Annotated in this window: 9 protein-coding genes; all 9 read right to left on the minus strand. The window is 43.6% G+C overall.

Features of this window, described 5'->3' with window-relative positions:
- Window positions 1-55: 55 nt before the first annotated feature.
- On the minus strand, window positions 56-370 hold the full coding sequence (locus tag RDY34_RS09880) for a hypothetical protein (protein ID WP_308075297.1): 315 nt from the start codon (window positions 368-370) through the stop codon (window positions 56-58).
- A 183-nt stretch (window positions 371-553) separates the two neighbouring features.
- The gene (locus RDY34_RS09885; RefSeq protein WP_308184559.1) at window positions 554-1,627 is read right to left on the minus strand and encodes a zonular occludens toxin domain-containing protein; all 1,074 of its coding nucleotides are present in this window, start codon (window positions 1,625-1,627) and stop codon (window positions 554-556) included.
- A complete protein-coding gene (locus tag RDY34_RS09890) occupies window positions 1,628-1,912 on the minus strand; it encodes a DUF2523 domain-containing protein (RefSeq protein ID WP_115178410.1) in 285 nt (94 codons plus the stop codon). It lies immediately after the preceding gene.
- 453 nt (window positions 1,913-2,365) lie between these two features.
- A complete protein-coding gene (locus tag RDY34_RS09895; RefSeq protein ID WP_308184560.1) occupies window positions 2,366-3,952 on the minus strand; it encodes an IgG-binding virulence factor TspB family protein in 1,587 nt (528 codons plus the stop codon).
- Between the two features lie 346 nt (window positions 3,953-4,298).
- Complete coding sequence (locus RDY34_RS09900) at window positions 4,299-4,601, minus strand: hypothetical protein (protein WP_308184561.1); 303 nt, start codon at window positions 4,599-4,601, stop codon at window positions 4,299-4,301.
- A 27-nt stretch (window positions 4,602-4,628) separates the two neighbouring features.
- Window positions 4,629-4,859, minus strand: a complete 231-nt coding sequence (locus RDY34_RS09905) for a hypothetical protein (RefSeq protein ID WP_304668909.1) — start codon at window positions 4,857-4,859, stop codon at window positions 4,629-4,631.
- A gap of 228 nt (window positions 4,860-5,087) precedes the next feature.
- Window positions 5,088-5,285 carry a hypothetical protein gene (locus RDY34_RS09910; RefSeq protein ID WP_118804078.1) on the minus strand — a complete coding sequence of 66 codons (198 nt, stop codon included), beginning with the start codon at window positions 5,283-5,285 and terminating at the stop codon, window positions 5,088-5,090.
- 3 nt (window positions 5,286-5,288) lie between these two features.
- Complete coding sequence (locus RDY34_RS09915; protein ID WP_115178183.1) at window positions 5,289-5,600, minus strand: hypothetical protein; 312 nt, start codon at window positions 5,598-5,600, stop codon at window positions 5,289-5,291.
- A 2-nt stretch (window positions 5,601-5,602) separates the two neighbouring features.
- Complete coding sequence (locus RDY34_RS09920; protein WP_308184562.1) at window positions 5,603-6,829, minus strand: replication initiation factor domain-containing protein; 1,227 nt, start codon at window positions 6,827-6,829, stop codon at window positions 5,603-5,605.
- Between the last annotated feature and the right edge of the window lie 62 nt (window positions 6,830-6,891).

Raw genomic sequence — 6,891 nt, forward strand, 5'->3', positions numbered from 1 at the left:
CGGATGAAATAACAGAACGGAATTTACACCGCTTTGCCCGCCCCGTCAATATCAATCAATCAAAATCCTCCGGTATAAAACCGTAAGCGTTGGGCATCCCAAAAATAACCTCCTCTACACTAAAACTCGCCATACTGTTTTTTGCTGATAATCTAGCACGGCCGCTTTCAACCATTTTACGGATAAGCGCAATTTGATTAGGATGGGTTACGGTCTCCGTATAGTAGCCCAAGCCCCATGATTGGCTGTTTCCGCGCTCGTATTTTCGGCAAGGGCACTCGATGCTTAAGCGGTCGCCATGGTCGGTAATAGTATATTGGGTATCCCAAATATCAAATTTAACGGGGATAGTATAGATATTCGCTTTCATTTTTTGCTCCTATCCGCCCTAAGGCGGTCAGTTTGTTAATCATATTTTCGGCAGGCTGTATTGTCTGCCGATGTGTGTATATTACCGCTGTTTTAGCGGTAACGCAAGCACTTTTTCAAACAAAAACGGCAAATTTAATAAACCTTTGAAATTATAAGAAATTAATCTACCGTTAATTTTTTGTTAGGACTTTCCGCCCATCTGCTCACTCTGCCGGACTTCCTGCCCTTGGCTTTCATCTTTGTATGGGTTAAACGGCAATCCGTTTTTTACATAGTCTCTGCACATCAACTGCGTCACTTCTTTCAATGCCGTGCCTTGATGCGAATAACAGGTGCATCCGGTTTTTCCGCCTTCCACACAACCCGCTATATATTCAAAGGTTCTTACCTGCCTTACGCCGTTATAAATCGGCTTGCTTTCGGGTTTTTCCGTCAATGTCGGGACAAACATATCTGCGGTAAGGTTGCCGTTGTTTACCGGCTCGCCTTCTGTTTTATCTAATGGTTCTGTCTGCTGTCCTGTTGCCGTCTGTTCTTGTTCTGCAAGTTCTTCCTGTTTTTTACCATAACTACTTAACATTTTGTAAGACAAACCGACAAATAGCGGAATCAATAATATGATAACGGGCAATGCGTAAAACCATTTCGAACGCTTGACTTTGTTTACTGTATGGATTTCTGCGGATTCATACAAATCATAAACTTTTTTGTCCAGTGTGTAGATACTGGAAAATGCACTTGATGCCATTTTTACGGGATCGTCCGCGCATATTCTCCATTCTAAAAGCGTACGCATCCCCATCTTGTTCAACGCGATATGGTAATGTTTTTTAACCAAAGTCCTCAAATTTTGATCAAGAAGTTTCGGGCCTTGTGTCAAAACAAAAATATCTATGCCCTGATGCCTGTGTGTATTCAGCCATTGGACATTTTCGGGAATTTTCGAACCTGCCGAGCGTGCCGGCCATACGTCTTGCGCCTCATCAACAATAACGATTGCACCGATGTTTTCTGGCTTCTTAATCCATTCGTACATGTCATGCGCCGAGAGCTGCCCCTCTGTCGATTTCGGCAGCTTCTTTGCGTCTGTCTCTATATATGTGTGCGGGATTTTCAATCCCTTTATATTTGTAAATACTTTACGGCGTACGCCGTTTTCATCCGGCTTAAACATTTCATCGTTTGCCAACATGGAAACCATTTTTAATGTTTTACCCGAACCGGGCGTGCCGGTTATCAAACAGATTTCTGCCATTTATTTTTTCTTCCCTATTGAGGTTGCGAGTTTTGTCATTTGTTTGAATGACAGAATAAAGGCGATCGCGCCAAAAAGAATATTAAGGACGGTACCTCCCCCGCTTATGTAGAAAAGCTGAAGCATCGCCTGCGGCGCACCTGTCACGCTCCCCTGTATTGCCTGCTGAAACTTTGCAACCAGCCTGTCTACCCCTGCATAGGTAACAGCCATCAAGCCTAATGCGGTCAATATACGGCCTGCTACGCTCATCAAGAGCGGAATCAATGCGGCCAACAATTTCATTTGCTCTCCCTTTCTTAAAAGGCACGGTTGCCTCATTAAACAAATGTTTCTTAATTTTAAAGATTGCGCCGCATTCGCGGCGCGGCGGCGCTGTGGGGGACACCCCCCCTCGCGCTTATCGCCAACCCCCCCCCGCGCTTCTCGGCTGTTTGCGGCTTCGCCCGCAAAGTGCGCTGCTTCGCCTGCTTTTGGCTAAAGTTCCTGAAGCTGAACGCTTTGCGGGGGACTAGCCCCCCGCGCCCCCCAGTCTCACTTGCGACGCCGCGGGGGCAGGGGGGAAGGCGCAAAAAGCCGCGCCTTACCACCTGCCCTTGCGGCAGAGTGTGTTTTTTCGGCAGGGCGGCAAGGGGTATCCATAAAGAATCGTAAAGGCAAAACCCGCCTTTACAATTCTTTACGGACATCCTCCCCCTGCCTTGGCAAAAGTTACCGAAGCCCTGCGGTGCTTCGCCGCTAAACTTCACGGGATACCGTGCGGATACAGAAAAATGCGGCAACCGCCCAAGCAAGGGCGAGAAGCATGTACCTTAGCCGTTCGGCTATGGTACATGCGTTCTCAAAGCTGAACGCGAACTGCCTGCTGGAATCAAGCACAGTCACTGTGAAAGTGACAGGCGCAGGACACTGTGCGGAATCTTGAAAGATTCCGGATTTCTGAAACTCTACGTTTACGGTTTCAGACGGCAGGTTTAAATCTTTAGCCGGTTCGGGATTGGGCAGCCTGTCGCAAGCCAATATGTCGGGGAAGAATTTGCACAAAAGGCCGCCGTCTTTGCCGTCCTTACCATCTTTGCCGTCTTTGCCATCCATGCCGTTTGTGCGTCCCGGAACAGCGGGGGAATCGGGGCTTGTGCCGGGCTGTTCGTCAGTATCGGGATTTGCATCGGGATTCTCATTGGGATTCGGGTTGTTTGTGGGGTTTTCGGCGGGCGATACTTCGGGCAGCGGCTGTGCGTTCGGTGCTTCCGCGCTTCCGGGCGTGAGATCGGGACGCGGGATTACTTGGACATCGACCGTGGTGTTGCCTTGCGAATCTCTGCCGAATGTTGCGACAACATGAACGGGATTCCCGTTCCTGTCCGTAACGGGTCCCATATTCACTTTTGTTCCGGGTGCGACTTCTACTTTTTCGGAATAACCGGGATAACCGGTTGCCTTTATGTATTTGTCGGGATTGGCATCGACTTTTAAAGCTAAAATCTCTTCCAGCCTTTTGGCGTCCATTTCTTCTTTGTATTTTGGATTATGTTCAAGAGAAAAACCAATAAAATCCCTAACATCCCCTATATCTTCGCCAATAGTGCAATTTCCGCCGTTCCAGTCGAAATAACAACGGCTAAAATTGTAGTTCCTAAAAGAATCGTTCCTATTCTTGCGTACCATTTCCCAATACGGACGGGCGAGCCTTTCCATCCGATGCTCCATCAGTTCTTTGACTTCGGGGAATCTGCTGTAATCCGACATAAGGCGCATGATTGAGCTGTCCACGCCGTAACAGCCATAGGTTTTAATACCGTTTTTGGTGTGTGACCAAATACAATTACTATATTCGTAGCCTTTTACAAATTTGTCGGTTTCGGGATCGTATTGGTAGCCTTGTTCCTTAATGTCTTCTTTGAATGTTTCGTAGATGTCGTGGGCTAAAAGTGCAGTCCCTACATAAGGAACTGCCCTTGTGCTGAATTTCGCGCCTAAGCGGGCAAGTTTGCCGACCCCCGCCAATACGCCGGCGCGGGAAACTGATGAAGATACAACCGCACTAACTTTACCAGTGCTTGATGCCCCAGTAGATACATGCCTAACTGTTAAATCTTGAGCTTCTGAAGTTAAATATCTTCCCGATTCTTTATCAAATACACCTTTCCAAACTCTTCTTCTTTTGTCATCTGAACCTCGAACAACTAAATATCTGCCATCATCATAAACTTCAACCCTATCAAATTTACCCGGAACATTTAATGATGCCAATGCAAATTTAGATACAAAAAAACTAAAGCATAGGATAATCTTTAAAAAATTTCGCCCTAGGATAAGAAACATAACATTTTGCTTCATCTAATTTAATTAATAATGTAGAAGAATCAGGGAATTGAATTTCTATAAAATCTCTATCATAACGATGAAAGAAATTCCTAAAAATATCAAATGAAAAAGAAGTTTTAAAAACCCCTTTCCTAATCAATTCCCTATAATAAATTAACGCTTGTGGTAAATCTCTATAAATATGTGAATCAGTTTGAAATTTAACTAAATGATATTCAGAAATAAACATAATTCGGACCTTTTAAAACACTCTAAAAAGCCGATTCTACCAACCGTTACCAAAACAGCCAAGCAACAGACAAAGCCAAGAAGAAACCGAGAAGAAACCAGAAATCAATAACCATCAATCAGTACCAACCTTGACCATGTCTTTTAAGAAATTAATCAGAAGCCTGAAACCGAAAATGACTACAAACAGAATTAAAACCGTCGAACCGACATAAGAACCCTGTTTAATCTGCTCAAAATTGGAACATTTCGGATAAGACAAAGTAACCGCCTTTCCGTTCAAAACCCATTTATCGCCCACCCGCTCCGGCCTGATGATTTTTCCGTCCTGGGTAACTGTAGGGGGAAGGGACGACAATAAATAGTCGTCTGCCTGCAATCTTGTATCAAAACAGTTCATGCCGACACGATAGCCCATTTATGCGCCCCTCTTTCTTCACTGCCGTTATTTGACAGATTTAATCATGCTCCAAGCCATTTTGAAGCCTTGGATTGCAAGAATTACGGTAATGGCCGCCATACCCACGGCGGAAACCATTGCCACAAAACCCATGATTACGCTTGCGATTTGCTGACCAATTGCGGCCGAATCAAAGGTATCTGCCATAACAATAGCCGGCGTGAAGATACCGACTGCCATTGCTGCTTTCACAGCATATTTTTTAACGATGTTCATCGTTTTTTTCCTTTTTTAATGTTTAAAGTAAGACGGCTTCTTAGGTTTAAATCCGGGCGAAGCCTGTTCCCGAATTTTGTTTTAATTTATAAAATAAAGCATTGAGAAAATGAAAAGAATAAGGCAGACAAAGAATCCGATAATTAAAGTTGCTTGATTCATTTTTAATCCTTTTTGCGGGCTTTGTGAAAGATTGACAGACCGCCCGCCGAGCCTGTTTTGCTTTTATCAAGATTTTACGAAAAACTGAAATATCTGAAATTTTCCGCCTATCTCACTCACTCCCGCATTAAATGCGTCTTCATAACTTTCGAAATGACCGGCAGATTTTAAATTTTGCGTGAATCCGACATATCCGAACGGATCGGGATAAATAAATTCATGCGTTTCCAAATCTTGAACGATAAAACGCTCTTCATATTTCATAAATCAGCCCTTCAGTTTTTCAACCAACTGAAAATCGATTAAAGTCGGAATCATCCCTTTTCCTGTCGAGGTCATCTCAACCGTCAGAATAACCTCACACGGATATTTGAGATTTTCCAACCGTGCAAAATTACTGCTATCGCCGAATTTCATTTGCGCTGCGGTAAAACCCACCGCATTGCCCGATTGCGTCGGCAATGGAGAAGCGACAAAAACGGAGCAACTGTCGATATTTGAGCCGTCAATTTCGCCTTTAAATTTCTTCGCACCCAATAATGTTGCGGGATAATTTACGGTTTGACTTTGATTAAACATGTTCATTTTTCCTTTCTAAATTGATTTTTATTTGCATGAAGATCATACATTCTGTCAAGATAAAGCTGATATTGCCTCTCTGTTTCGGCATCGTAATGAGGGTCGAAAAGCCTTTTATCTATATCGAATTTATCGGATTGCTTAAATCCGATAATTCCAAGTTCTTCTAATTCAATCTCTAAATCTACATCCGGTTGTTCGTGGATAAACCCAAATTTCAAAACATCCCTCAATCCGGCCAACGAATATTTTTCAATTTCCAAACCTTTGGGATAACCTAAATCTGACTTCAGATATTTGACAATTTCATCGCTGTCAAAACCCATATCAAGCATGAAATTAACCAGTTTGCCGACGGCATTTCTCGCATAATGCAATTTATGCTGAAAGGTTAAATTAGCCACTTTTTTACGATAATCAAACCTTTCCGGTTCCGGCATATTTTTGAATTTCTGACAAATCGGGAATGCTCCTGAAAAATAAGAGCCCTGATTTATCAAAATATCCAATGGGATTACCATATCTCCGTGATTAAACTGAATTTCAAACCTTACCCACTTGCTTTCTTTATCGCCAAGCTGCCTCCCTTTCTCATAAACACGGACAAACTTGGAATTTTTTTTGCGTCCGACATAAAAAGTCTTGCCGCTCCCGTCCTCTCTCCGCCAAGCCGTCCCAATCATTTCAGACTTCGGCCTCATGTTGCTGTTGTCAAAAAAACCATTATCGTGATCTAAAAGTGCCTGCTCCGGTGTGTACTCCCCATCAAAAAAATCAAGTGCCAAATCTACCCGCGTTATCCTCGACCTTAACGAATCCTCCAAAAACTGCTTAAGCCTCAATTCCCAACCGGGATTTGCAATGTTGCAGCCTACGCCTTTCAATTCGATCAAAATCGTATTTCGCTGACCTCCGTAATGCACTTCGCCATAATCAACTTCTTCAGAACCCAGCCTAAACATCGAATCGTAAAATTTATTGCCCTTCGATTTGCATCGGCTCGTAATTCCAAACCCCAATATTTCCTCCAATTTTTTGCTTAAAACAAACATATATTCGGCATCGGAAACTAAGGGACATCCGGAAACTTTCAACAAAGAATCTTCGTGCAGTGTGAATGACAGCCAATCAATAAAAACCCCGTCTTGCTTACCTCTTCGCTGCGGAATTTCTAAAAGCTTTCCCTTTCCGTCCGATATGAAATGGGAAAAATATTCTGCTTCACTCATTTGCTCAGTACCTTTAGGGATTTGTTTTTATTTCGCTCCCCCCCTGTTAGTCAGGGGGGGGG

It is taken from the genome of Neisseria polysaccharea, assembly GCF_963392925.1.
GTDB lineage: Bacteria > Pseudomonadota > Gammaproteobacteria > Burkholderiales > Neisseriaceae > Neisseria > Neisseria polysaccharea.